At 41.0% G+C, this 25,453-nt stretch carries 14 protein-coding genes; 10 read left to right on the forward strand and 4 right to left on the reverse strand.

Annotation, left to right across the window (positions count from 1 at the left end; all coding sequences use genetic code 11):
• Nucleotides 1–83: 83 nt before the first annotated feature.
• Nucleotides 84–899 carry an alpha/beta fold hydrolase gene (locus tag QI031_RS29445; RefSeq protein WP_281483082.1) on the reverse strand — a complete coding sequence of 272 codons (816 nt, stop codon included), beginning with the start codon at nucleotides 897–899 and terminating at the stop codon, nucleotides 84–86.
• A 73-nt stretch (nucleotides 900–972) separates the two neighbouring features.
• Nucleotides 973–2,202, reverse strand: coding sequence for a zinc-dependent alcohol dehydrogenase (locus QI031_RS29450; protein ID WP_281483083.1), 1,230 nt, complete (start codon nucleotides 2,200–2,202; stop codon nucleotides 973–975).
• A 755-nt stretch (nucleotides 2,203–2,957) separates the two neighbouring features.
• On the opposite strand from QI031_RS29450, the gene QI031_RS29455 reads away from it, so the two are divergent.
• A complete protein-coding gene (locus tag QI031_RS29455; RefSeq protein ID WP_281483084.1) occupies nucleotides 2,958–7,604 on the forward strand; it encodes a GAF domain-containing protein in 4,647 nt (1,548 codons plus the stop codon).
• Between the two features lie 111 nt (nucleotides 7,605–7,715).
• Nucleotides 7,716–7,961, forward strand: a complete 246-nt coding sequence (locus QI031_RS29460) for a hypothetical protein (protein WP_281483085.1) — start codon at nucleotides 7,716–7,718, stop codon at nucleotides 7,959–7,961.
• Nucleotides 7,962–8,092: 131 nt separating this feature from the next.
• On the opposite strand, the gene QI031_RS29465 is transcribed toward QI031_RS29460, so the two are convergent.
• Nucleotides 8,093–8,971 (reverse strand): Uma2 family endonuclease, encoded by an 879-nt coding sequence (locus tag QI031_RS29465; RefSeq protein WP_281483086.1) that lies wholly within the window; start codon nucleotides 8,969–8,971, stop codon nucleotides 8,093–8,095.
• 205 nt (nucleotides 8,972–9,176) lie between these two features.
• Between QI031_RS29465 and QI031_RS29470 the strand changes: the two genes are divergently transcribed.
• The 6 genes from QI031_RS29470 to QI031_RS29495 all read left to right on the forward strand — a co-directional run bounded on the left by QI031_RS29470 (nucleotide 9,177) and on the right by QI031_RS29495 (nucleotide 17,682).
• Nucleotides 9,177–10,145 (forward strand): phosphate/phosphite/phosphonate ABC transporter substrate-binding protein, encoded by a 969-nt coding sequence (locus tag QI031_RS29470; protein ID WP_281483087.1) that lies wholly within the window; start codon nucleotides 9,177–9,179, stop codon nucleotides 10,143–10,145.
• 13 nt (nucleotides 10,146–10,158) lie between these two features.
• Nucleotides 10,159–12,399 carry an ATP-binding protein gene (locus tag QI031_RS29475; RefSeq protein ID WP_281483088.1) on the forward strand — a complete coding sequence of 747 codons (2,241 nt, stop codon included), beginning with the start codon at nucleotides 10,159–10,161 and terminating at the stop codon, nucleotides 12,397–12,399.
• Entirely contained in the window at nucleotides 12,396–13,796 is a 1,401-nt protein-coding gene (locus QI031_RS29480) for a hybrid sensor histidine kinase/response regulator (protein ID WP_281483089.1), read from the forward strand. The genes QI031_RS29475 and QI031_RS29480 overlap by 4 nt, the downstream gene beginning before the upstream one ends.
• Before the next feature lie 278 nt (nucleotides 13,797–14,074).
• On the forward strand, nucleotides 14,075–14,383 hold the full coding sequence (locus QI031_RS29485) for a hypothetical protein (protein ID WP_281483090.1): 309 nt from the start codon (nucleotides 14,075–14,077) through the stop codon (nucleotides 14,381–14,383).
• A gap of 217 nt (nucleotides 14,384–14,600) precedes the next feature.
• Nucleotides 14,601–16,820: a CHASE2 domain-containing protein gene (locus tag QI031_RS29490; protein ID WP_281483091.1), complete on the forward strand. Its 2,220-nt coding sequence runs from the start codon at nucleotides 14,601–14,603 to the stop codon at nucleotides 16,818–16,820.
• 331 nt (nucleotides 16,821–17,151) lie between these two features.
• Nucleotides 17,152–17,682 carry a pentapeptide repeat-containing protein gene (locus QI031_RS29495; RefSeq protein WP_281483092.1) on the forward strand — a complete coding sequence of 177 codons (531 nt, stop codon included), beginning with the start codon at nucleotides 17,152–17,154 and terminating at the stop codon, nucleotides 17,680–17,682.
• A 106-nt stretch (nucleotides 17,683–17,788) separates the two neighbouring features.
• Here the strand turns inward: QI031_RS29495 and QI031_RS29500 are convergent, their stop codons facing one another.
• On the reverse strand, nucleotides 17,789–18,019 hold the full coding sequence (locus QI031_RS29500) for a P-loop NTPase family protein (RefSeq protein ID WP_281483093.1): 231 nt from the start codon (nucleotides 18,017–18,019) through the stop codon (nucleotides 17,789–17,791).
• A 167-nt stretch (nucleotides 18,020–18,186) separates the two neighbouring features.
• On the opposite strand from QI031_RS29500, the gene QI031_RS29505 reads away from it, so the two are divergent.
• Both QI031_RS29505 and QI031_RS29510 read left to right on the forward strand, forming a co-directional pair.
• Complete coding sequence (locus QI031_RS29505; protein ID WP_281483094.1) at nucleotides 18,187–18,384, forward strand: zinc ribbon domain-containing protein; 198 nt, start codon at nucleotides 18,187–18,189, stop codon at nucleotides 18,382–18,384.
• 384 nt (nucleotides 18,385–18,768) lie between these two features.
• Nucleotides 18,769–25,449, forward strand: a complete 6,681-nt coding sequence (locus tag QI031_RS29510) for a PAS domain S-box protein (protein WP_281483095.1) — start codon at nucleotides 18,769–18,771, stop codon at nucleotides 25,447–25,449.
• Nucleotides 25,450–25,453: the final 4 nt, after the last annotated feature.

Below are 25,453 nucleotides of genomic sequence, written 5' to 3' on the forward strand. Positions count from 1 at the left end.
GCAGAAAAAGGATAAGGCTTATGTATTGTACCTAGAGTTTTGACAAAAGTTAATGTTTGTAGCTTCACAGGGGAGCAGAGAGGTTAAAAGATAAATTTAGCTGATAACAAAATTTTATAAAGGTTAACATCGGTTTCGACTAAGCAAGCATGACCGCTATGAGGTAAAGTTATCATCTGAGAATTAGGAAAAATATTATTTAAGTGTTGTGCCTCTGTTTCTGAAGGTAAAAGTCGGTCATCTTTACTAGCAATTAGTAAAACAGGTTGAGTAATTTGAGATAATTTACTCTCGTCAATTTCAAATTCTCTCATTAAAGACAGTCGTTGACTAGCAGTTTCTTTTGGTGCGGAATAAGTTGATTTTAAAAGTGCTTGACCAGCAGCAGGTGAAAGTCGATTTAAATTAGCTAGAAAAGGTAAAGAGAAAACCGAAGACACTTTATAAAACAATTGAGGTGTGTAAGGAAACAAAAGCGAACCAAAATTTAACCAAGGTACTCGATGAAAAGAAGAAGCAGAATTAATCAAAATAATTTTGTCAAAGAGTTGAGGAAACTTTTCTAATACTTTTAACGCCAAACAACTACCAAATGATTCTGCACAGAGATAAACAGGCAATGTCTCACGACAAGTCGCTTCGTGTCTACGCGGTGCTTTTTCTAGTTCTATCTGAGTTAAAATTGCCACTTCTTTTGTCATCTCGTCCCAGCTTGTGAAATCATCAGGTGGAATTACAAAACAACGTACATCAAAAGCAGCATCTAAACTTTTTGTTTGAATATACATCAGTTCCTTTCCAGTCTCATCCATTCCTGGTAGAAATACAAAAAGTGGATAGTTAGGATTAGATGGTTGAGTATTTAGAAAATAAGGATGACTACGAGTTTTAGATAACATAACTAAATTAACATCTATAAATATCAGCAAGCCACTGAACTTGCTGATATAAAATTTTCATTTGGCAAAAACTCTAGACGTTAGCTAAAGTTGCTCCTGGTGTTAATTCTACCTTCACCCAACCTGGTTGCCGTTTATCAAATGCCTTGTACGCATCTAGGACTGACATTAGCGGTTCGACTTGGGTTAAAACTTTTGTCGGGTCTACTGTGCCATTACGAACTAAATCTACCAAAGTCGGAATATACTTGCGGTGATTACAATTACCCATATTAATTGTCAGATTTTTGTTCATCGCTGTGCCGATGGGAAAGAAATTATGGGTTGGTGGATAAACTCCAATAATCGAGAGTGTACCAGCTTTAGCTAATGCTTGAACTGCCCATTCTAAGGCTTGAGAAGGAGCATTTCCCGGATGCCAATTGCCGTTTTGAGGATTCGTTTTAGGAGCAATTTGTTGTAATTGTTGCTGGAATTGTTGTGCTTCTTTTTGAGCTTTTTCGGCTGCTGGACCACTGTCAGGAGCATTCGCATCTACACCAACTGCTTCAATTACTCTATCTACACCTATGCCTCCAGTCAGTTCGCGGATAACTTCAATTGGATCTTCAGCATTATAATCGATGACTTCTGCACCCAAATCACGCGCCATTTCCAAACGTGAGGGAATCGTATCCACTGCAATAATGCGTCCCGCACCGAACAGTCTGGCGCTGACAATTGCAAACTGTCCTACAGGGCCGCAACCAAAAATAGCGACTGTATCTCCTGGTGTGATCTCTGCAATATCAGCACCAAAATAAGCCGTCGGGAAGATGTCAGATAAAAGAATTGCTTGGTCGTCTGTGACTTCTTTGGGTAATTTGACTAACCCTGCATTGGCATAAGGAATCCGAGTATATTCGGCTTGCAATCCATCGAAAGGGCCTGCTGCTTCTGGGCCGCCAAAAAAAGCTGTGCCGGCGTTATGTCCGTGGGGATTGGCGTTATCACATTGAGCATGATATCCTGTACGGCAGTAAGAACAGTAACCACAGGCAATTGTCGAGGGAACAACGACGCGATCGCCTACTTTCAAATTCCGCACATTAGAACCAATTTCTTCAACAATACCAACACCTTCATGCCCTAGAATTGTGCCGGGTTTCATGCCTGTGAAAGTTCCCCGAATCATGTGTAAATCTGTGCCACAAATTGCACTAGAAGTTAATCGAATAATGGCATCTGTTGGCTCTTGAATTTTAGGTTCTGGTACATTGTCTAATCGAATATCTCCAATTCCGTGAAAAACAACTGCCTTCATGTTGAATGTTCCTAAACTATGACGTTTACATTTCACCAAAAAATACGTAGTTTGTATTTTCTAGCGATTACAAAATACGAGAAAATTTTTATGCGATTTAGTAGAAAATCTTGTATCCCAATTAAACTCTTTAAATACACAATTTCAGCAGAAAATTGAGTCTATTTTGGAGTACACGATATCCGCACTTAGAAATTATGGTATCGATGTTGCTATGTTTTCTTATCGTCCTCTAGAAGGATATAAATTATAAATACCAACGTGAAATGAAGAAACTGAAAGCACAGCAACTTTTTCACAGGATGATACTGCTTTCCCTTCAGGACGCTGCACGATCGCTTAGTTTGTCATTAACAGAGGCTTATTGACAAACTAAGCGATCGCTGTTTGATCACTTTTGACAAAAAAATTTACCATCGTGTATTAATTAAAACAAATACAAGACTGAATACTGGGAAAAATAAAAGGCAGAGGAGAAAGAGGAAGTCAAAAGAGGCAGGGGAGCAGGGGGCAGGGAGCAAGGGAGAAAACTGAAACGGAGCTTGTTACTCCGCCTAAGTTCGAGCGCCTTAGAAGGGCGGGGCTTTATACCCATGTTCCGCCCTGCTCTACGGCTTTGGGCAGGAATTGCTCCCCCTGCTCCCTGCCCCTCCGCTTCTTGGTAAAGCAAAGTAACAAAGTTTTACCCCTTACTCTTTGAAGTTGCTTCCCTTCTCCAAAAGGCAGAAAACTCCTAATCCCTATTTCTTTCACCGATGAAAGCACCATTACCCGATTGCGAATCACAGAGAATTGAAACACTTTTGGAGTATAAAATCCTTGACACTCCATCAGAAGCTGCCTTTGATGATATAACTCATTTAGCTTCGTATATTTGCGGAACTCCCATTGCCTTAATTAGCTTAATTGATACTAACCGCCAGTGGTTTAAGTCAAAAGTCGGTTTAGAGGCACTAGAAACACCGCGCGATCAAGCCTTTTGCGCTCACGCCATCCTACAACCTGATGTTTTTGTTGTACCTGATGCGAAATCCGACCAACGATTTTCTACCAATCCCCTAGTTACTTCTGACCCAAATATTCGCTTTTATGCTGGTGTACCTCTAATTAACCCAGAAGGATATGCATTAGGAACCCTTTGTGTCATTGACTGTATACCACGCAAACTTTCTTTTGAACAAGTAGAGGCATTACGCGCTTTAGGTCGCCAAGTAATTAAACAACTAGAACTAAAGCGTACCTTAGCCAGTTTAGGACTGATGACTCATGAACGGAAACAGGTAAAGAATATACGTCAGCAATTTTTTAAAAAGATTGCTGGAGGATTCGGGTTAGCGTCAGCAATTTTAGTCTTAATTGGTATGCTCTCATATCAAAATACAAAAGTATTAATTAATGCTAATCAAGATGTAATTACAACTCAAAAAAATATTAATAGCTTAGAAGAATTGCTGTCTGCAACGAAAGACGCTGAAACTGGACAACGTGGTTACATTATCACTGGAGATCAAACTTATCTGCAACCATATAAATCAGCAATAGCAATCATTGATCAAAAAATCGAACGGCTCAATATTTTAACAGTTAATAATCCCCAGCAGCAAAAGCAACTAAAAACTCTTAAATACTTAATCAGAGCAAAACTGGCTTTTGCCAAAAATACTATCGACTTGCGTCAAAGACTGGGATTTGAGCCTTCATCGCAACTTCTGCGGACAAATTTAGGCAAGAATCTGATGGATGATATTCGCAAGATTGTCCGTAAAATGGAGAATGAAGAGCAATCGCTGCTTAATCAGCAATTAAAAGTAGCTCAAGTCAACGCTAGGAATACAGTTTTGACATTAGCGATCGCCATAAGCTTCGGTTTTATTGTTCTTGCTATAATCTACTACCTCATTTATCGTGAAGTCACAGAGCGTAAATTAACAGAATCAACTCTCCACAAAGAGCGTAACTTTATCTCCGCAGTTGTAAATACAGCTAGCGCCTTAGTAGTAGTTCTTGATTCTCAAGGAAAAATTGTTCGCTTCAATCAAGCTTGTGAGCAAACAACAGGTTACTCATTTGATGAAGTTAGGGATAGATATTTTTGGAATTTGTTTCTACTTCCTGAGGAAGTAGAACCCGTCAAAGCAGTTTTTGAGCAATTGCTAATTGGTCAAGGCTGTAAAGAATATGAAAATTATTGGATCACAAAAACTGGCGAACGACGGCTAATTGCCTGGACTAATACCACCTTACAAGACCATGAAGGCTGTATAGAATACATTGTGGCTACAGGTCTTGATATTAGCGATCGCAAACGATCGCAACAGCATTTGGCGGCACAATATACTGTAACCCGCATATTAGCCGAATCCACTACAATCAACGAGGCGATGCCCCAAATTCTGCAAGGAATGTGTGAAAGTTTGGGCTGGAATGTGAGTGAAATTTGGATGGTAGATCAGCAGGAACAAATACTACGTTTTCTTAGTATGTGGTATAAAATTTCCTTTGAAATGCAAGAGTTTGAAATCCTCAGTCAGCAAACTACATTTGCACCGGGAATTGGACTACCTGGACGTGTTTGGGCTAGTGGTGAACCTGTTTGGTTAACGGATGTTGTTCAAGATCACAACTTTTTGCGCGCTGAAATTGCAGCTCAAGCCGGATTGCACGCAGCTTTCGGTTTTCCGATCCGTAATGGTAAAAAAATTCTTGGTGTCATTACCTGCTTTAACCATGAAATTCAGCAACCTGATCAAGATTTAGCCAAAATCATGAACTCCATTGGTGAGCAAGTAGGGCTGTTTATCGAGCGCAAGCAAGCAGAAGAAGAACTCCAAAAGCAAAATTTGCGATCGCAATTATTCACCGAAATTACTCTTAAAATTCGTCAGTCTTTAGAAATTACCGAAATTCTCCAAATCACTGCCCAAGAAATACAAAACATTCTACAAAGCGATCGAGTATTGATCTATCAACCTTTGTCAGATGGCTTTGGAAGTAACATCGTAGAAGCAGTAGTTTCTGGCTGGCTGTCGATCAAAGCTCAAAAGATCACTAGCTCTTACTTAGAAGCAGAATACCTACAACAATACTACTTACAGCAGTATCGTCACAAACAAACTCTAAATTGGACTGATTGGGATTTGGATTTAGTTGAAGTCCAAAAAAGTCATCTGGAATTATTGCAACAATTTGGGGTCGAATCCAATTTGGTTCTACCCATTTTTGTCAAAGAAGAACTCTGCGGTTTATTAGTTGTCCATCAATGCGGCAGTTCTCGACAATGGTCTAGCTTTGAAACTCATCTTTTGCGGCAAATTGCAGATCAAGTAGGTATAGCCTTAGCCCAAGCTCAAATGCTAAATGCAGAAACTCAACAGCGACGAGAACTGGAAATTGCCCGTCACCAAGCTGAATTAGCTTCTCAGACCAAAAGTGCTTTTTTGGCTAATATGAGCCATGAAATCCGCACTCCCATGAATGCTGTGTTGGGAATGACAGGCTTAATGTTAGAAACTCCCTTAAATCCAGAACAGCGAGATTTTATCGAAACAATTCGTATTAGTGGAGATGCTCTGTTAAGCCTGATCAACGAAATTTTGGATTTATCTAAACTAGAGGCTGGGGAAATGGCTTTAGAAACTCTAGATTTTGACTTATCTACCTGTGTAGAAGAGGTGTTGGAATTATTGGCTCCCCCAGCCCATAATAAGGGGCTGGAAATTGCCGGTTTGATTTATCGCAACGTTCCTACCCACCTCCAAGGAGATGCTGGCCGTCTACGGCAAATTTTGATGAACTTAATCAGCAATGCTGTTAAATTTACTAGTGCTGGTGAGGTGGTAGTACGAGCAGAATTGCGATCGCAAACTTCGACAACAGTTACTATTCATTTTGCAATTACAGATACTGGTCTTGGTATTACTCCTGAAGACCAATGCAAACTCTTTACACCATTTACTCAAGTGGATGCTTCTACTACTCGCAAGTATGGCGGTACAGGTTTGGGGTTAGCCATCTGCAAGCAACTGGTAAATTTAATGGGGGGAGAAATTGGAGTTGAAAGTCAGATGGGCAAAGGATCTAAGTTTTGGTTTGAGATTCCTTTCGCTAAACAAATTCAGCCAATTTCCTCCAGCCAAGATCGGCAACTGCTCACTAATCGGCGCTTATTGGTAGTCGATGATAACGCTACTAATCGCAAAATTATTTACCATCAAGCAACCCGTTGGGGAATGCAGGTAGATAAAGCCGATAGTGCAGCTGTGGCTCTGGCAGCTATTCAAGCAGCGCAACAGCAGAAAAAGCCTTATGATATTGCCTTAATTGATATGCAAATGCCTGAAATAGATGGCATGACCTTGGGAGAGCAAATTAAAGCAAATTATGCGATCGCTAGGTTACCTTTGATTATGCTCACTTCTACCAATCAAAGAGATGAAGTACAAAGAGCGCTCAAAATAGGCTTTGCTGCTTATTTGGTCAAACCCGTTAAACCATCCCGGCTTTTAGATACCATCATGACTATTTTAGGAACTCAATCAGAACTGCAAAAACAGGAGTCAGAAGTGAAGAGTTTAGAAAACAGCACCAATCATTCCTCTATTAGTTCTCGACTGGTTCCTAACTTTCCTAAATTAAGAATTTTGCTAGCTGAAGATAATTTAGTCAATCAAAAAGTAGCCCTCAAGCAACTCCAAAGCCTGGGTTATAGCGCCGATGTCGCCGCCAATGGTCAAGAAGTTTTGCAGTTATTAGCAAAAATTCCCTACGATTTAGTTCTCATGGATTGCCAAATGCCGATTCTTGACGGTTTGGAAACCACAAAAGAAATTCATAGTTGGTCATCAAGTGCCTTTGCTAACAATCGTCGTCCTGTAATTATTGCGATGACAGCTAATGCCATGAGAGAAGATCAACAAATGTGTTTAGATGCAGGTATGGATGACTATTTAAGCAAGCCAGTCATCAAAGAAAAATTAGCTGCTGCACTAGAACTTTGGGCAAGTAAAATATTTTTTATCCCAGAGACAGTTGACTGTGAGCAAATAATTTCTCCAATTAATGTAGGTTTAAATGACTTACCGATTAATTGGGAACATTTGCATCAAATATCAGAAAATGATCCAGAATTTGAAATTAATTTATTAGAAATTTTCGTTGCAGATATTAATGAACATTTAGAAATTACCAAAGCAGCGATCGCAGAGCAAAATTTTCAGCAATTAGCACGAGAAGCTCATCAAATCAAAGGTGCTAGTGCCAACGTCGGAGCTACGGCTATGCATATAGCCGCACAAAAATTAGAACAATTAGCTCACAATCAAGAGCGTAGAGGTACTAATAACTTAGTTACAGAGTTAGAAGAGTTTGTCAAACGCATTCAAGACTTTTTAATGAAAAGTTAGATTATTAAGATAGCCACTGGCAAGGTAAAATTTATCTATAAGGTAATACCTGAGAGCAAAGAGTTAGGAGTAAACACCATAACTCATAACTTTTAGATAGAGGAACTCACTGTGGAGCCAAAAATTAACTGTGCTGAAGCTTGCGTCAATGGGTGCGTTTTAGGAGATAAATGCCCCAATATTGAGTTTAGAGAAGCAGCCGCAAAATTCATTGAAGATACTTCTTTAGACGAAATGCTGCAAATGGCTGAAGAACGCTTGCGAAAAAAAATGACGGAACCACCACAATGGGTTTTACCTGAAGATCTGTCAAAAGAGGCAGGGGAGCAGGGGGCAGGGAGCAAGGGAGAAAACTGAAACGGAGCTTGTTACTCCGCCTAAGTTCGAGCGCCCTAGAAGGGCGGGGCTTTATACCCATGTTCCGCCCTGCTCTACGGCTTTGGGCAGGAATTGCTCCCCCTGCTCCCTGCCCCTCCGCTTCTTGGTAACTAAATAGTATTTGGATCTATACCTAATTCTTGTAGTTTGGTTGCCAAGCGATCGCTGCGTTGCTTTTCTTGTTCAGCTCGTTGCATTGCTTGTTCAGTGCGTTGCTTTTCTTGTTCAGCCCGTTGCATTGCTTGTTCAGTGCGTTGCTTTTCTTGTTCAGCCCGTTGCATTGCTTGTTCAGTGCGTTGCTTTTCTTGTTCAGCTCGTTGCATTGCTTGTTCAGTGCGTTGCTTTTCTTGTTCGGCTCGTTGCTTTTCTTGTTCGGCTCGTTGTAACTCCTGTTGTGCAGTTTCTTCTGGTGTTGGTACTAATTGTTCTTCAGCAGTGTAAAAGCGTAAATTTCTTTGCTCAACTCCTAAATATAACTCTAACTGCTGGCTCCATAACCAACCTTGAGAGTTAGGCTTTATTGGTTGATATTTACCAGCTAACAAAACAAAGCCCGCAAATTCTAAATTATTGGGGTCAAACCAGAAGTATTCTGGTGTGCGAAAAGTATCTTGGTAAATTTGCTTTTTCAAACCCCTGTCAGTGCTTGCTGTCGAGTCTGATAGCAGTTCGACAATGATGTTAGGGTATTTACCATCTTCTTCCCAGACAACCCAGCTTTTACGGGGTTTATGTTCAGTACCCAGTACCACAAAAAAATCTGGTCCTCGGAAGTCTTGTGATTTGAATTGGCGCGGACTGTAGTAGATGGTGAGATTGCCGGCGGCAAAAAAGTCATGGCGATCGCGCCACCACCAATCAAGGCATTTTAACAGCAGCAGCATTTGCTGCAAATGTAGGTAACTTTCCAATTGCGGCTCGTCACTATATAGATCCCCTGGAGGAAAGATAACATCTTCTGAGGTTGGTAAATCTTTGGCGATAGACATGGCAGCAAGTCGTCTAGTTGCTATAAGTAGTTTAGCGCAGTATTCAATGCAGAGATAGAAAAGAGTGTTGGCATAACAGTACAACTTTTCCTAATTGAAAATGGCAGTATATCTTTATAATTTTATGTGAGAATATGCACTGCTTTGGGATTAATAGATATGGCATTGCTTATTCAAAAAACAGGCTTTAAAAGCCAGAAAAACCATGCACGAGCAACTTTGTCATCAAGTTGTCCAAAATATCCTTAGTAAAAAGACTACTTTATTGCTCTCAGTATTAGCGATCGCTACTCTTGGTTCAGCCTGTACTTCTAATCGTGAAAGTTCATCTGCGACTTTACCAAGTGCGACTCAGTCGCCTATTAGCACGACTCAACAGTCTAAAGAGGAACAAGCAACTATCACAATGTCTGTGATTCCTTGGCAGGTTTCAGCAAAACAAGAAAAAAAGCTCCAACCTTTAGCTGACTATCTGAGCAAAGCCTTAAAACGACCTTTTAAATTTGAAATTGCCAAAGACTACCAAACAGCTGTTAATCTCCTAGTTGAGAAAAAAGTAGAACTCGCTTACATTGGGCCTGGTAGTTATATTGAAGCTCATCAGCGCGACCCCAAAATTGAGCCACTTGTAGCATCGATTAACCAAGATAACAAACGACCTTGGTACACATCTGTAATTGTTGCCAACAAAGCCAGTGGTATTAAGACCATCTCCGATTTAAAGGGCAAGCGGTTTGCTTTTGTGAGTAAGTTGTCAACTTCTGGTTATATCGCTCCAATGGCTCATTTGCAGAAACTGGGTATTAATCCTGACAAATATTTTGGTTCAGTAATCATGACTGGTAGCCATGATAAATCAAAACAAGCTTTAGTAAAGGGTAAAGTAGATGCGATCGCAGATGATCGCAGATCATATACCGCACAAGTCAAAGAAGGAAAAATCATCCCCACAAAATACAACATTATTTGGGAATCTGTACCTTTACCTAGTGTGCCGATAGTTGCTTCTAGTCAAGTTTCAGCCGAATTAAAAGATGCTTTGAAAAAAGCGCTGATTGAAGCACCAGCAGGTCTCAAAGACCCTAGTGGAGCTGCGGGAGTGGGATACACTTTGGTACAAGATGCAGACTACGACATTATTAGAGAATTTCAACAGCGCGTTTCTAGTAAATAAGGTTAACTAAGATATGCGGATAACGACCAAGTTTATTGGGTCGTCTTTGCTTGTCGTGGGATTAGTTACCTCTACTTTGATTGGTGGCGATATCTTTATCAGGCAAGCAGAACAAACAGCTCAGGATAATCAAGCTCAAAATGCCGAAGCTTTAACACTTATCTTGCAAATCAACATTGCTGTAAATAATCAGGTAGCTGCGCTCAAAGACATGATTTTGCTAAAGCGCGATGCTTCTAATTTTGTGAAATACCAAGAAGCTTTATTTGGATTTATTAGGGATTTAACTGAACTGGAAAAGTTAAAGCCACAGACAAGCTCTGATTTAGCCAAAATCCGCGATCGCCATAGCTTGCTTGCCAATCTAGCAATAGAGTTAACTGATCAATCTCAAGCAGATAAACCCTTAGAACTAGCAGAATCTCAACAAGATTTTCGAGTCATCAACGCCTTTTCTAGAGATATTGAACTTCATTTACATTTATTAACCCAGAAACTGCAAAAACAAGATGTCTTAGCAAAACAGGAATTTAATCAGTTTAAGCAAAATACTCAACTTGCTAGACAAATTCTGATTTTTTCAATTTTGCTGGTTTTTGTGGGTCACTTATTACTAATTCTTTTACCAGTGATTCGCTCAATTCAAAAACTACAACTAGGAGCAGCCAAAATTGGTGAGGGAAATTTAGCATATCGCTTAGATATTCAAACCAAAGATGAAATTGAACAACTAGCAAATGCGTTCAATCAAATGGCAGCAACTCTAGCTGATTCCTATCATTCTCTTGAGTTGAAGAAAGAACTTGCTGATACTGCCAATCGTGCCAAAAGTGAATTTTTGGCCAACATGAGTCATGAATTAAGAACTCCATTGAATAGCATTCTCGGTTATGCTCAAATTCTTCAACAAGATAAAGCTATAACCTCTAAACAGCAAAACGCTTTAAGAATTATTTACCAATGCGGTTCACATTTGCTAACACTAATTAACGATATTCTAGATTTATCAAAAATTGAAGCCCAAAAAATGGAATTGTACAAAAGTGACTTTCATTTCCCGACCTTTCTTCAAAGTGTGGTAGAAATTTGTCAGATTCGGGCTGAACAAAAAAATATCTCATTTATTTATCAACCAAGTTCAGAGTTACCAACTGGTGTTTTGGCAGATGAAAAACGCTTAAGACAAGTTTTAATTAACCTTTTGAGTAATGCAGTTAAATTTACAGCAAAAGGAGGTGTGAAATTTATTGTTAGTTTAGTAGCTCAATCCTCATCATTAATTGAGAATAGCCAAAAAAATATTTACATAATTAGATTCCAAATCTCTGATACGGGAATTGGAATGAGTCCAGAACAAGTTGCAAAAATATTTTTGCCCTTTGAACAAGTAGGTGACAGTAAAAAGCAAGCAGAAGGTACAGGTCTAGGTTTAGCCATTAGCCAAAAAATTGTGCAATTAATGGGAAGTACAATCCAGATCAAGAGTGAACCAAATCAAGGCAGCACATTTTGGATTGATTTAGAATTACCAGAATCAGTTGATTGGATACAATCTGCTAAAGTCATAAACAATAGCAAAATTGTAGATATAGTTGGTAATAAAAAGAAAATTCTCATAGTAGATGATAAGTGGGAAAATCGTTCTGTTGTCATTCATCTGCTAGAGAAAATCGGATTTGAAATGGCAGAAGCGGCTAATGGCCAAGAAGGTTTAGAAAAAGCTCTACAATTTTTACCTGACTTAATGATTACAGACCTGACAATGCCTGTCATGGACGGTTTTGAGCTAACTCGTCGACTCCGAAAAAAACCACAATTCCAGGATTTACCAATCATTGTTTCATCTGCGAGTGTGTTTGAATCTGACCAGCATCAAAGTATTGGAATTGGTGCAGATGATTTTCTGCCTAAACCAATACAAGCAGACGATTTATTCCAAAAGTTACAAAAATATTTGCAATGTGAATGGATTTATGAATCTCTGCAAAAGTCAGAAAATTTAGGTGAATCTCAGTTACACAAAGCTGACACAATCACAAATGAATTAATACCTCCTGATTTGGAAGAGATTGAGCAACTATATGAAATGGCCATGAGAGGTAACATTAGAGGTATTCGAGAAAAAGCCCAAAAATTCAAACAATTAGATGAGAAATTAATAGTATTCGCTGAACAACTAGAACAACTAGCAAAAAACTTTCAACTCGAAAAAATTAAAGAATTTATTCAACCATATTTAGGAGAAAAAGTATGAACTTGCCGTTTATGGAAACAGGAGTAATTTTGATTGTGGATGATAACCCTAATAACTTAGAAGTGTTATCTGAAGCATTAATAGATACAGGTTGGGAAATCTTAATTGCTGTGAATGGGGAAGGAGCGATCGCTCAAGCTGAATATGCCTGTCCCAATATCATACTTTTAGATGTAATGATGCCTGGAATTGACGGATTTGCAACTTGTAAACGCTTAAAATCAAATCCGAAAACCTGCGATATTCCGATAATTTTTATGACAGCTCTTTCTGAAACTGTCGATAAAGTCAAAGGTTTAAATTTGGGAGCAGTAGATTACATTACTAAACCGTTTGAACAAGAGGAAGTATTAGCTCGCGTCAAAACTCATCTCAAAATTTATAACCTCAGTCAGCAATTACAAACTCAAAATCAGCAACTTAAACAAGAAATATCTGAACGTTTAGCAGTCGAACTCCAGCTACAAAAACTGACTCAAGAATTAGAACAACGGGTACAAGAACGAACTTTTCAACTACAGCAAGCTCAAATTAACTTAGTACAACAAGAAAAAATGTCTGCTTTAGGTGAATTAGTTGCAGGGATAGCCCATGAAATTAACAACCCAGTTAACTTTATTTTAGGAAATCTCAATCACGCCTCAGAATATACTCAAAATTTTATTGATTTACTTTATTTATATCAGCAATATTATCCTGAACCTGAAGTTGAAATTGCTCAAAAAATAGATGAAATCGATCTTGATTTTTTAATCCAGGATTTTCCGCAAATCATCTCTTCTATGCACAAAGGCACAAAGCGTCTGGCACAGATGATTCATTCTCTAAGACACTTTTCACGCCGAGATGATGCAGCAGCAAAACCAACAGATATTCATGAAGGTATTGAAAACACACTGTTGATTTTGCAGTATCGCTTGAAAGCCAATCCAGAGCGCCCAGCAATTGAAGTAATTAGAGAGTATGAAAGTTTACCTCTTGTAGAATGTTTTCCAGGGCCAATCAATCAAGTTTTCATGAATCTCCTCGCCAATGCTATTGATGCAATAGAAGAAGGAATGGGAATTGCCCATTGGGGATTGGAGCAAGGCTTTTGCCAACCAATCACCCCAAAAATTTGGATTCGTACTAGTTTGAAAGCGCAAAGCTCAACTGTAACAATTCAAATTGCTGATAATGGTATAGGTATGACAGAGGAAGTTAAACAGCGTTTATCTGAACCGATGTTTACTACTAAACCTGTAGGAAAGGGAACAGGGTTAGGTTTGTCTATTACTCGGCAAATTATTGAAGAAAAACACGATGGAGCTATCTGGTTTGTATCTGAGGCGGGAGAAGGCACACAATTCTGGATTGAAATTCCTTTGATTAGAAAAGAATCACAACCACACAGCTAAGGTAAAATATGAGTCTTGAGTGAATGATTGTGATTCAATCGAACATCAAGTATTATGCAAGCTGGCTACTTTATAAAAAGTCGGCGGTAAACTCCATTATCTTGTGGGTGGAGAGGGATAGCTGCCCGCCGATTTGGGGCATTGGACACTTGTACTGAGCGAAGTCGAAGTATTGGGTATTGATGATTATTCCCCATTCCATAAGTCCAAAAACTTCATACTATAAATGGCATGGAGTTTTGTATTAATAGAGTTACTTACACGCAGGAGATGAAAAAATGAAGGTTTGGCTTGCCTGCTTTGTAGTGTTGTTTGCCTTGGCAGAACTATTTGACTGGTTACAAGAATTTGCACTGCCATTACCTATCTATATTTTAGGTGGGGCTTTTTTAGCCGTTGCTTCTAACTATGACAAAATTATTGGCTCTTACTTAAGTGATCCAACTATCATTGACGCATCCCTCGAACAACCCCAGTTAAATTTGCCAACCCAATCGCCTAACTCGATTTCTTTTCAAATAGCTAATCCTGTTGGAGATGCTCAACAGGACAGGCAGGGGGGCAGGGAGCAGGGAGCAGGGGGATAAGGAGAGAATAACCCATGCCCAATACTTCGACTTCGCTCAGTACAAGTGCCCCATGCCCCATGACGGCAGTTGCTCCACTTGGGGAGACCCCAAGACCCACAAGGGGTGCGGCAGTCGCTCCTGGGGCAAACCCCCAAGACCGCGCTGCCTTACCGCACTGCATGGCCCATGCCCCATGCTCATTAACAATTAAAATTCAGGCTACCGCTGCAAAGCTGTGATTAGTGGAATATTAGAAAAACTCAAAGCTGTATTGCTGAGAAATCAGGGTTATAGTGATGCTTCTGCCAATAAAAATTGGTGGCAAATTGTTCTGGTTACAAGCTTGGGTGTTACTACCTTGGTGTGGGGAGTTCGGGAACTGAAATGGTTGCAATCTTGGGAGTTAAAAGCTTATGATCAGATGTTGCGATCGCGACCTGTAGAGCCACCTGATCCTCGGATTTTACTAGTAACTATTACTGAAGAGGATGTAGCAGGTAAAAAATGGCCTTTATCAGATGCCACAATTAATCAACTGTTATTAAAATTAGAGTTTTATCAACCGCGTGTTATTGCTCTAAGTCTTTACAGACCAGAACAAAAAAATTTGGCTGCGGGTCTAAATAATCAAAATAACATCATTAGCACCTGCTTATTAAGCAGTATTGGCAGATCAGAAATTCCCCCACCGCCTAATTTTAATCAAGCCAATATAGGCTATAGCGATTTGATTCCTGATAACAATGAAGACCAAATTGTTCGCCGTGGTTTATTATTTGCTCACTCTACAGATAGCAAATGTACAACTTCATTTTCATTTGCAGCTTTAGCAGCAGTAAGTTATCTAGAAAAACAAGGTTTAGAAATAGATTTTCTTGATACAAACAGTTTCCATATAGGTAAAATTCCCTTTAAAACTCTCAAAGCAGATTCCGGCAGTTACGAAGGTTTAGATGCTGCTGGTTATCAAATACTATTAAATTATCGCCAAAGCGATCGCCTAGCCCAGCAAGTTACTCTCACACAAGTCCTCAACAATCAAATCAACCCCAACTGGATAAAAGATCGGCTAGTGATTATTGGCGTAACTGCTGCTAGTGTCCATCCTGGATTATATACACCCTATAACGCTTCACCACAGCAACCAACCAGAACGCCAGCTGTCTTGATTCATGCACAGATAGCTAGTCAGCTTCTTAGTACAGTTCTGGATGAACGACCCCAGATTTGGTACTGGCCGGACTGGGCTGAACTAGTATGGGTATGGAGTTGGTCAGTAGTGGGTAGTATTTTAGGATGGCGGCTGCGACATCCTTTGTTATTGCTAATAGTTGGCGGTATAACTCTGGCTAGCTTAGTAGCAATATGTGTTGGTTTATTTTTCCTAGCTGGCTGGATACCACTGATTCCTTCAGCTATTGCTGTAGTGATTAGTAGTATTAGTGTCATGGCTTACACCACATATCAAACGCAGCAGCAAACTCAGGTGATTATTCTGCAAGTTGAACAACAAAAAGCAGCAATAGAACAATTAAATGTTCTTTTAAAAGACACTACAACTACCGTAGACAGTACTACAATTAGTGACCTGCATGTTCATGATAATTCTGCATTGACAACAGCAGAAAAAAGAACTGGTGATTTACTTTTAGGTGGACGTTACCACATATCACAAGTTCTGGCTGCTGGCGGATTTGGTCGTACTTATTTAGCACAAGATACTCAGCGTCCAGGTAATCCTAGTTGTGTAGTTAAACAATTAATGCCAGCACGTCGAGATACAAGATTTTTAGAAGTTGCTAGAAGATTATTTAATACAGAAGCGGAAATTTTAGAAGCTTTGGGTAAACATGAGCAAATCCCGGCACTTCTGGCTTATTTTGAAGATAATCAAGAATTTTATTTAGTCCAAGAATATATTTCCGGACATACATTGGGTGAAGAATTACCACCTGTGCAGGGTCTAAAAAGTGAGTCTTTTGTTGTTGAAATGCTCAAAGGTGTATTAGAGATTCTCGTGTTTGTGCATGAACATCGAGTAATTCATCGGGATATTAAACCAACGAATATTATTAGATCTACCCAAGATCATCGACTAGTATTAATTGACTTCGGTGCAGTCAAATTAATGCAACCACCCACAAGCGAAAAAACAGAATTAGCAACAGTTGCTATCGGCACACGGGGTTATGCACCACCAGAACAAATGGCTGGTCATCCTCGCTTATCTAGTGATATTTACGCTTTGGGAATCATGGGCATTCAAGCCATTACTGGGATACTTCCTCAAGAGTTGCATCCAGATTCAGAAACAGGTAATATCATTTGGCGAGAAACAACATCAGTTAGTAAAGAGTTGGCAGTAATTTTAGATAAAATGGTGCGTTATCATTTTAGCGATCGCTATCAATCATCCGCCGCAGTTTTACAAGATTTAAAACGTATTAGTAGCTAATATTATGTTTCGTAGTCAGGACTGAAGTCCTATTTTTGTTGAGGTAGCGTCTTACAAAAAGGACTGAAGTCCTCACTACAAACCAAAACTTTTATTATGTAACTAATGAGTCAAGATCATCGGCAGGTTAAGCTAATTAAGTTTTGCAATTTCTCAATATCCCTCCAAAGTATGAAATTAATTCACCACTACAGGAAGTAGTGCTAGAAATTGATAGTAGTTATATTTGGTTTAAATATTTCCGTTGCGCGTGCGGCGAATAATTCAACTGGTTTACTGTTTACTAGATATGAATAACTTTAACTAAAGTGTTCTTTAACACAGCGACAATATGAAAGCAGATGAACTTTGCAAAAGCTATGCCGCAGGCGTAAGAGACTTTACTGCTGTCACCCTCAGCGAAGCAGATTTAAGGGGAGTTGACCTCAGTGGAGCAATTTTAGATAAAGCGATTTTAGATGGAGCTAATCTTAAGGGAGCTAATTTAGCGCACACCAGTTTAATTGAAGCAGATCTTAACGGAGCAGATTTAAGCAACGCCAATCTCCGTGATAGCAACTTATCTGGAGCAATTTTAGACGGAGCGATTTTAGACGGAGCGATTTTAGATGGAGCTGATTTGAGCCAAGCCGATTTGACTATCGCCAAGTTAATTGAAACAAACATGAGTGATGCAGAATTACAAGAGGCTAACTTACAAGCTGCAAATCTCAGTAAAGCCGACCTCAGTGGTGCAGACTTAAGCGTAGCCGACTTAACTCAAGCGAATCTTAGTCAAGCGGATTTGAATGCAGCTAATTTGAGTGGTGCAAATTTAGAACAAGCCAATATTAAAGGCACAATTCTAGATGAGAATGATTAAATAAAGCCGATATCATGTTAATGAAGCAACGCATCCTACAAGACCCAGGTGATCACACTATTTAAAACATTTTCACGGCTCAATACGGCTTAATGTAGGCAATTATTTAGGTGGGAGGCAGTGCGGCAAGTCTTTGGAATGCTGATGGTGCAGGACTATTTGCGAGGTACTGGCGTATCACCTTGGTACATGCAGCTGGACTTAACAATGAGGTATTGACTTCAAGGTCATAGATGCCAAGGATGTGGACTTCATGTTGCCATAACTGAACCGGACGTGGCACTTGGGAGTCGGCTGCATCTACTACGTTCCACCCCGTGTTTTGTCGTCTTTCCATAATGATCTTAACTGGACAGCGAACGCCTACGAACAAGAAAAGAATTGATGCCTACACAATACCAAAAGGATAATCTTGAAGCTATGCTGGGATTATTCTTGCAAGCGTGCTGTTGCCCGTGGTGTAACAATCGTCACTTCAGATGTCCTTAAATTCTGCCCCCACTGTTGGACTCCTGGCATACCCCTGAAGAAATTTGGTTATCACCGCGATCGCTGTTTTGTTTTTTATGCGGAACGGCTTTACGTAATAGTTGCGCTCAGTGTAATGAGCCAATTACATCTTTAAAGTTTCGCTTCTGTCCTTACTGTGGCTTTCCTTATAAGGAATCTAAGGATTCAAAACTGAATAGCCAGTCTCTTTAATTATTGTCTTATTTATTGTTTTTAGTTTTAGTAGTCAAAGTCTCGTTTTCCTTAATAAATAAACTAGACCGTTTCGTTTGCGCTTGGTAACAGCTTCGCCAGTTCTACCCCTTATTGCTGTCTGATGTTCTCCAGTCGGCAGATGAACTGAAATGGCGTTTTGGTTGAGCAGTGTCAAAGTTCTGCTTCACCTTAAGAATCTAATAGAAGTCAAACTTTAAAACTCAATATACTACTTCTGTGACCAGAATATCTGAAACCATTACTCTGCAAGTGCTTCAGACCTCCTCTTCCATAAATTTGCTCTTAATAGATTATTTTTTGGAGTTTGATAAACGATATACTTTGTGACATGGCTGACGACACTCATAGGAAGAGAATCCAATGATTGCCTTACCTGGAGTTACGATCCACAGCAAAATCTATGAAAGTTCGGCAACTCTTGTGTATCGGGGCATAAGAGAGCAGGAGAATTGTGCAGTTATCGCTAAAGTTCTGAAGCATGATTATCCTTCTTCTTGTGAATTAACTCGTTATCGGCAGGAATATGAAATTACCCGTTCCTTCAACATCGAAGGCGTAATTAAGGCATACAGCCAGCAAGACTATCAGCGCACGCTTGTTATTCTCTTGGAAGACTTTGGTGGGGAGTCTTTGGAATATTGGATGCGGCAGCAATCAGATTTGGGTCTCATGCCCTTGTCGATTTTTCTTGATGTGGCGATCGCTATTATCAATACACTGGGCAGAATCCATGCTGCGAATGTCATCCATAAAGATATCAACCCTGGTAACATTGTCTTTAATCCGAACACTGGCGTTGTTAAAATCATTGATTTTGGGATTGCCACTCGCTTTAGCCGCACCAATCCCACATTCAAAAGTCTCCATCTTCTAGAAGGAACCCCCGCCTATCTGTCGCCAGAGCAAACCGGGCGGATGAACCGGATGCTCGATTATCGCACTGATTTTTATTCACTGGGCGTAACCTTTTACGAACTGTTGACAGGACAGCTACCGTTCCCCACCCAAGACATCCTGGAGCTAGTTCATTGCCATATTGCCAAAACGCCGATTCCTCCGCACGAATTGAATGCGACGATTCCCCAACCCGTTTCAGACCTGATTTTGAAACTGATGGCGAAAAATGCGGAGGATCGCTATCAAAGTGCCTGGGGCATCAAAGCGGATCTAGAACGCTGCGCCGGGCAACTGGCAGAAATGGGTCAAATTAACGCCATGTCGTTGGGGCTGCAAGATGTTTCTGAACAGTTTTGCATTACTCAAAAACTGTATGGACGAGAAGCGGAGATTGAAGCGTTATTGGCGGCGTTTGACAAAGTGGCCCGAAAAGAGACATTCGGCGAAATTTGTCAACTAAAGTCAGGCATAGAAAATGCTCAACTCAATGTCGAACTCATGCTCGTTGCTGGTTATGCTGGCGTTGGCAAAACAGCATTGGTGCAGGAACTTTACAAACCCATCACGGCAAAGCACGGCTATTTTATATCAGGTAAATTTGACCAATTTGGGCGCAATGTTCCTTATAGCGCGATCGCCCATGCCCTGCAAAAATTAATACAGCAATTATTGGGTGAACCTGACGAACAGTTGCAACAGTGGCGATCGCACCTACTCATCGCTTTGGGAAGCAACGGACAAATCATCATTGATGTCATCCCCGAAGTTGAGTTGATCATTGGCAAGCAACCGCCTGTACCAGAAGTTGGAGCAACCCAAGCCCAAAATCGCTTCAATTTAACTTTTCAAAGGTTTGTGCGGGTGTTTTGTTCAAAGGATCATCCCTTGGTCATCTTCTTAGACGATCTACAGTGGATTGATGCCGCGACGCTGAAGTTAATTGAACTCATATTACTCGACGAGCAAAGCCAATATCTATTTTTAATCGGAGCCTACCGAGATAATGAAGTGACTCCAACGCATCCATTGGTTTTGACGCTGGAGACATTGCGAAACCAAGGGGCGATGCTTCAGGAAATCATCCTAACTCCCTTAACACTGGAACCGTTAAGCCAACTGATCGCTGAGACATTACATCACAATCCTGATACCGTTCGTTCCCTAGCCCAAGTTGTATCATGTAAAACCGAGGGCAACCCTTTTTTTGTCGGTGAATTTTTGAAAATGCTGTATGACGAAAATCTGTTGACTTTTAATGCACAACAGTTGAGCTGGCAATGGAATCTGGCTGAGATTGAAGCTCAAGATATCACTGATAATGTAGTAGAGTTGCTGTTGCGTCAGTTGCAGAAATTGCCACAAGCAACACAACAAATTCTCTGTCTAGCTGCTTGTGTCGGGGCTGAATTTGATTTAGAGACGTTGGCGATCGTTTGTGAAAAATCCCCTAAAGCAATTTTTCAGGATTTATTAGCAGCAATCCAAGCTGGATTAATTCAATCTCTGTCTGAATTGGACGAAAACTTGTTAGTTCAAGAGTATAAATTTTCGCACGATCGCGTCCAGCAAGCTGCTTATGCCTTAATTGATGAGTCGCAGAAACCTATTGTGCATCTGCAAATCGGTCGTAATTTACTCGAAAAAGCTTCACCAGAGCAATTATCAGACAGACTATTTGAAATTATCGATCATCTCAATCAGGGAATTGAGCTTATCACCGCTCAACCCGAACGAACTGAAATTGCCAGGTTGAATTTAATCACAGGTCAGAAAGCGAAGACAGCAACGGCTTATGAAGCAGCGCTTCAGTATTTCAATACAGGGCTTAAACTCCTCAATCCAGAGAGTTGGCAGAGTGAGTACGATCTCACCTTAGCGCTGTACTCCCAAGCAGCAGGAGCAGCATATCTTCACGGTCGCTTCAACGAGATGGAACAATTCGTTGAAGTGGTACTGACCCACGCGAAGACAGTACTTGACAAAGTGCAGGTTTACAATAGCAGAATTCAGAGATATTTGTCACAGAGCAACCTGGAAGAAGCACTGAAAATTGGATTGGAAGTGTTAAAGCTCCTGGAAGTAGATTTAATAGAAGATCCAAGTCAGGTAGATATTCAAAGAGAATTGAAGTCAACGGCTGCGCTTTTAGCTGGACGAGAAATCGAAGACTTAATTAATCTACCAGAGATGACTGCACCAGAACCGCTAGCAGCAATGTCAATCCTAGCGGATATGGGGGCTGCTGCATTTATCGTGTCACCAGCACTGATGATACTGATTACTTGCAAAACGGTAAATTTATCAATCAACTACGGTAATGCTATCTGGTCACCACTGTATTATGCTACCTACGGGTTTGTTCTATGTGGAGTTGTTCAAGACATTGAACTTGGTTATGAGTTTGGCAAATTGGCTCTGGGTTTGGCAGAACGATTGAATACCAAAAAAGGAAATGCTAAAGCATTAATGCTGTCGGGTCTCCTGGTCATGCATTGGAAGATACATCTCAAGAAAACAATACCAATGCTAGTTGAGGCTTATCAAAACGGAGTAGAAACTGGGGACTTTGAATTCGCTGGCTATGGTGCATGTAGTGCATGTTATCACTCATTTTTCGTTGGTGAGGAACTCGCTCAGGTAGAACAAAAAACGGCAGTCTACAGCAAAGCAATTGGTCAAATCAGACGAGAAATTCCCTCTAGTTGGGCTGCAATGTTGTGGCAGACAATTCTTAATCTATTAGGTAGGTCTCTTAATCCCAGTCGCCTAATTGGTAGTGCATACAATGAAGAAGAAGCACTACCACATATGATTGCCATTAAAGACAGAACTGGAGTTAACTACTTTTATTTATACAAAATTGTGTTGTGCTACCTATTTGGGGAGTATCACCAAGCTGCACAAAGTGCTGTTTCAGTCAAGCAATATGTAGAAGCACCAACGGCAGTAATGGTACCCCTATTCCGTTTTTACCATTCTCTGGTGCTTTTGAGCTTATTGGTTGAGGCTTCAAGCTCCCAAAAAGCAGCTTGGTTAAGTTGCGTTAGCACTAACCAAGAAAAGATGCAAAAATGGGCAGAACACGCCCCGATGAATTATTTGCACAAATACCATTTAGTTGAGGCAGAGAAAGCGCGAGTCTTAGGGCAATTTTTTGAGGCTGAAGAGTTTTATGAACGAGCGATCGCAGGTGCTGCTGAAAATGAGTTTATCCAGGAAGAAGCATTAGCCTATGAATTAGCGGCTAAACATTATTTAGCGCGAGGTCGGGAAAAAATTGCCCAAACTTACATGAAAGAGGCGCACTATTGCTATGATCGCTGGGGCGCAGCGGCAAAGGTCAGAGATTTAGAAACTCGCTATCCGCAGTTTTTCTCTCAATCATCCAGGGTAGCTCCCACGTCAATCCTCACCGCTTCTGAGACTATCTCTAATACTTCTGAGATCGCTTTCGATTTAGCGGCGGTGATGAGAGCCTCGCAAGCAATTTCTCGTGAAATTGAACTGGAGCAGTTGTTGCGATCGCTGATGCAGATTTTAATTGAGAATGCTGGCGCTCAAACCGGATATTTAGTTCTGGAAAACTCAGGAGAATGGTTGATTGAAGCTGCTTGTGAACTTAATGAGGGTGAAAATGTTTGCAATACGCAAGTGCTGCAATCCATTCCCGTAGCCAATCAATTGCCTGAATCGATCGTTCAATATGTGATGCGGACTCAGGAATCTGTCACTTTAAACGATGCGACTCGTGAAGGTGCTTTTACCAGCGAACCGTATATTCAACGCAACCAGACTCAATCAATTCTCTGTTTGCCACTGCTCAATCAAGCTAAGCTAGTCGGCGTACTATATTTAGAAAACAAACTATCGGCGGGAGCATTCACGCCGGAACGATCGCAAATGCTCCAACTCCTCTCAACCCAGGCAGCGATCGCGATCGAAAATGCCAGACTCTACGCCAAGCTGCGGGTTAACGAAAGCAAAATAACTCAATTTCTCGAAGCGATTCCAGTGGGAATTGCGATCGTGGATGCGGCAGGTCACCCTTACTATGCCAATCAATGTGGCAATCAGATCGTCGGCAAAGAAATTGATCGTTCCCTATCGCCAGAGCAAATTGTAGAAGCTTACCAGCTCTATATCGCAAGAACGGAGCAACCCTATCCCACAGAGAGACTGCCAGTAGTTCGGGCGTTGAGGGGTGAACGCAGTTGGTACGATGATATGGAAATTCGCTCCTACAACACCACAACTCCAATTGAAGCATGGGGAACACCCGTCTATGACGAACAAGGTAATGTTATTTATGCGATCGTCGCCTTTCAAGACATTACTAAGCGCAAACAAGCCGAGAAATTACTCGCTGACTATAACCGGACTTTAGAGCAACAGGTCGCCCAACAAACCGCAGCGTTACGCAAAAGTGAAGCAAATTATCGCAACTTAGTACAAACAGCAAACTCTATCATTATTCGCTTTGATACCCAAGGACGAATTCGATTCTTGAATGATTACGGGCTGAGATTTTTTGGCTATGAGGAACATCAGATTTTAGGGCGTACCCTGTTAGAAACGATCCGTCCAGAAAGTGAAACTTCTGGACGCAATCTCGAACAATTCATCCATGAATTATTTCACAATCCTGTATCTTACCTGCAAACCGAGAAGGAAAACCTGTGCCGAGATGGTAGACGAGTTTGGGTTGCTTGGTCAAATCGAGCAATTCTGAATGAACAGGGAGATTTAGTTGAAATTTTATCCGTTGGCAACGATATCACCCAGCGCAAACAAGCAGAAGAGGCATTACAGCGTAGTGAAGCCAAGTTCCGCAATATCTTTGAAAACTCCCAAGTCGGCATCTTCCGCACACGCCTCTCGGATGGATTAATTCTCGATGCCAATCAACGCTTTGCGGATCTATTTGGCTATGATTCACCCCATGAGATGATTGGGAAGAAACAGACTACAGATTGTTATGTAAATTCCAGCGATCGCCACAAAGCCGTTGAATTGCTGAAGTGGAATGATGAACTGCAAAACTTGGAAGTGCAGTTGCAAAAACGAGATGGTACGCTGTTTTGGGTACTTTACTCCTCTCGTCTGAATGCAGCCGATGGATGCCTGGAAGGAGTGATTGCAGATATTAGCGATCGCAAATCGGTGGAAGCTGCCCTACAAGACTCAGAGACAAAACTACGCACTTTAATTACGGCACTTCCCGATCCGCTGTGTGTCATCACTGCTGAAGGGCAAGTGATCGAAACAGTCGGAGGGAGTCCGTCCTATAGAGAGTTGTATAGAGAGGAGCGTAGTGGCGAAACGCTGCATCAACTCTTTGCTAAAGAACAAGCCGACGAATTTCTCAATTACATTCAGCAAGTGCTGAGAACCCAACAAGTCCTCACAGTTGAATACAGTCAGTGGGCGGCTGGACGAGAAATCTGGTTTTCGGCTCGCATTGCACCGATTCGGCACGACCAGGTGATTTGGCTGGCGCGAGATATTACGGCTCTTAAGCAAGCAGAAGCCACTTCAATTCTAGAAGAACGCAACCGCATGGCACGGGAAATTCACGATACGTTAGCCCAGGCGTTTACAGGCATTCTCATCCAGGTAGGTGCAGCAACTCAAGTGCTAACAGATGAGCCAGAAGCCACCCAAGCGCATTTAGATACGATTGAGGAATTAGCACGCACCGGACTAAGTGAGGCGCGGCGATCGGTCAGAGCACTCCGTCCCCAGTTGTTAGAGTCAGGCGATTTATCGAGTGCGCTTCAGCGTCTGGTAAACCAGATGAGAGCGGCGACCGATACTGCTCTGATTTATGAAGTTCAGGGGCTAGCCTATCCACTACCCGCCGAGGTTGAAAATAACTTACTGCGGATTGGACAGGAAGCCTTGACTAATGCAATTAAATATGCTCAAGCTGGTGAAATTCGCGTCGAGTTAGTATACGACAATGGACAGTGCATCTTACGAATTAAAGATGATGGACAGGGCTTTGGAGTGGGTAGTGTCCCATTGAGCAGTGGGTTTGGTTTATTAGGAATGAGCGAACGGGCGGAACACATGGGAGCGCAACTGCTGATCAAAAGCCAACCAAAGCAGGGAACAGAAATCGTTGTTATTGTCGATCGAAAGTGAGCAT

The organism is Halotia branconii CENA392 (assembly GCF_029953635.1).
GTDB lineage: Bacteria > Cyanobacteriota > Cyanobacteriia > Cyanobacteriales > Nostocaceae > Halotia > Halotia branconii.